At 71.0% G+C, this 2360-nt stretch carries 3 protein-coding genes; 2 read left to right on the top strand and 1 reads right to left on the bottom strand.

Annotated features, from left to right (window positions below):
- Nucleotides 1–100: 100 nt before the first annotated feature.
- Entirely contained in the window at nt 101–454 is a 354-nt protein-coding gene (locus NBZ83_RS31680; RefSeq protein WP_261571170.1) for a VOC family protein, read from the top strand.
- 494 nt (nt 455–948) lie between these two features.
- Here the strand turns inward: NBZ83_RS31680 and NBZ83_RS31675 are convergent, their stop codons facing one another.
- Nucleotides 949–1785 (bottom strand): heme o synthase, encoded by an 837-nt coding sequence (locus tag NBZ83_RS31675; RefSeq protein WP_438803268.1) that lies wholly within the window; start codon nt 1783–1785, stop codon nt 949–951.
- 97 nt (nt 1786–1882) lie between these two features.
- On the opposite strand from NBZ83_RS31675, the gene NBZ83_RS31670 reads away from it, so the two are divergent.
- Nucleotides 1883–2360, top strand: a 478-nt coding sequence (locus NBZ83_RS31670; protein ID WP_261576459.1) for a hypothetical protein, incomplete at its 3' end; no start/stop codon positions are given.

Raw genomic sequence — 2360 nt, 5'->3', positions numbered from 1 at the left:
CTCCCCAGCCGGTCGGTGCGCCCCGCCCCTGATTGCGGACAAGGCCGGACGGGATGATGTGTGCCAGCCCGCCTGATCGCCGTCCTGGCAGGATGACGCCATGGAACGCGTGCTTGGGATCGGTGGATACTTCCTGCGGGCCGCCGACCCGGCGGCCCTGAGCGCGTGGTACCACGATTGCCTGGGCCTGGACGCCGACGAGTTCGGCCTGTGGCGTCAGGAAGCCGGGCCGACGGTGTTCGCGACGTTCGAGTCCGAGACCGACTACTTCGGGTCCCGCGCCCAGCAGACCATGCTCAACTTCCGGGTCCGCGACCTGGATGCCATGCTCGCGCAACTGCGCGCCAAGGGAGCGGATGTGGCCGAAGGAACGCAGGAGATGGAGGGTGTCGGCCGATTCGGCTGGGTCACCGATCCCGCGGGCAATCGGGTCGAGCTGTGGCAGCCCGCCTGACCGCGTCACACTGCGCACCGACGGCACACCGAAATCCAGGTCCGTCGACCGAAGGCCAGACACCCCGGGCAAGGCAAGGCGAGGCGGTGCGGCGCGGTGCGGCCGGGGCGGAACAGACCGCTGAACCGTCCAGCCCGCATCACGCCAGCATGCCCCGACTCCGATCGAGGGAAGGGCGTTACCCTTTCTCGCGACTCGTCGAGAAAGATCGCAACGCGGTCCGCGGCCTCACGCCTTGGACGGTGCCTCGCCGCTGGTCATTCCGGGCGGGCCGCAACCTGCGTGAACGGCTCGCTGTGGCCTGGCCTGCGGCGAGACGGCTGATCATCTCTGCAGGAAGCGCTGCCCGGCGGGACCGTGAAGTGTTCCGCGGAACCGCGCCACCATGAGGGTCACCGATCATCGCACCCCGGACGCAGCAGACGCGCCGGCCGCGGGTGTGCGGTCGGCGCGTCTGGGGGGTCGGATCGGTCGGAGTCGAGGCGGAGCGGGGGTCAGACGACGGCGGTGACCGCGATGGCCACGAACAGCAGGGTCAGGTAGGTGATCGACATGTGGAACAGGCGCATGGGGCGGGGGTCGCCGCCGCGGCGGGTCCGGCGGTCGATGCGGTGCGCCTCGGCGAGGAACCAGGCGCCGACCACGACGGCGGACACCAGGTACACCGGGCCGGTGTGGGCCACCGGGACCAGCGCGAGCGAGGCGGCCACCATCGCGTAGGAGTAGCCGAGGATCCGCCGGGTCACCACCTCGACGGGGGCGACGACGGGCAGCATCGGGATACCGGCGGCGGCGTAGTCGTCGCGGAACTTCATCGCCAGCGCCCAGAAGTGCGGCGGGGTCCAGAAGAACACCACGGCGAACAGCAGCACCGCCGACCAGCCCACGGTGCCGGTGACCGCGGACCACCCGATGAGGACCGGGAAGCAGCCGGCCGCGCCGCCGATGACGATGTTCGACGGGGTCCGGCGCTTGAGCCCGAGGGTGTAGACGAAGACGTAGAAGGCGATCGCGCCGTCCGCGAGCAGCGCCGACGGCCAGTTCACCAGCAGGCCGAACATCAGTGTCGAGACGATGCCGATCACGATGCCGAAGACAAGCGCCTCGGCCGGGGTGACGGTGGCGCGGACCAGGGGGCGGCGCTTGGTGCGGGCCATGACCTGGTCGATGTCCCGGTCGACGTAGCAGTTGATCGTGTTGGCGCTGCCGGCCGCCAGGGTGCCGGCGACGAGGGTGACGACGATCAGCCAGATCGAGGGCATCCCCCGATCCGCGAGCATCATCACCGGCACGGTGGTGACGAGCAGCAGCTCGACCACGCGCAGCTTCATGAGCGCGACGTAGGCGCGGATCTTCGAGTTCACCGCGGCCAGCCCACTCACGGCGGGCGGCACCTCACCGGCGGCGGGCGGCGCGTAGGCGGCGACCGTGCCGTTCGATGCGCCGAGCACCACCGTCCCGTTCGGCGCGGATGCGGCGGAACCGGCTCCGTGCGCCGCCCCTGCGGAGGCCGTGGTCCCGTTCGACCCGTTCGACCCGGACGTGCCGTTCGACCCGGATCCGCCGTGCGATCCGGACGTGCCGTTCGATCCGGATCCGCCGCGTGCTCCGGTGGCCCCGTGGGGGATCACCAGCACGTTCGACATGACGGCGCCGGCCGGGGATGCCATCGCGAGCGGGCCCGCCGTCCTGGCCGGCTTCGCGGTCCCGTTCGAGGCCGCAACCCCGTTCGAGATGGAGACACCGTTGGAGATGGAGACTCCGTTCGACGTGGCGATGCCACTGGAGATGGAGACGCCGTTGGAGTACCCGGTTCCGTTGGAGGCCGCGGTGCCGTGGGGCGTCGCCGTTCCTGGGGAAAGCGTGGTGACCTCGGTCGGTGTGGGCTCGGCCGCAGGGGGCGGGG

This window comes from Frankia gtarii (assembly GCF_025403375.1).
Lineage (GTDB): Bacteria > Actinomycetota > Actinomycetes > Frankiales > Frankiaceae > Frankia > Frankia gtarii.
This window is presented reverse-complemented; position numbering and strand designations above follow the sequence as displayed.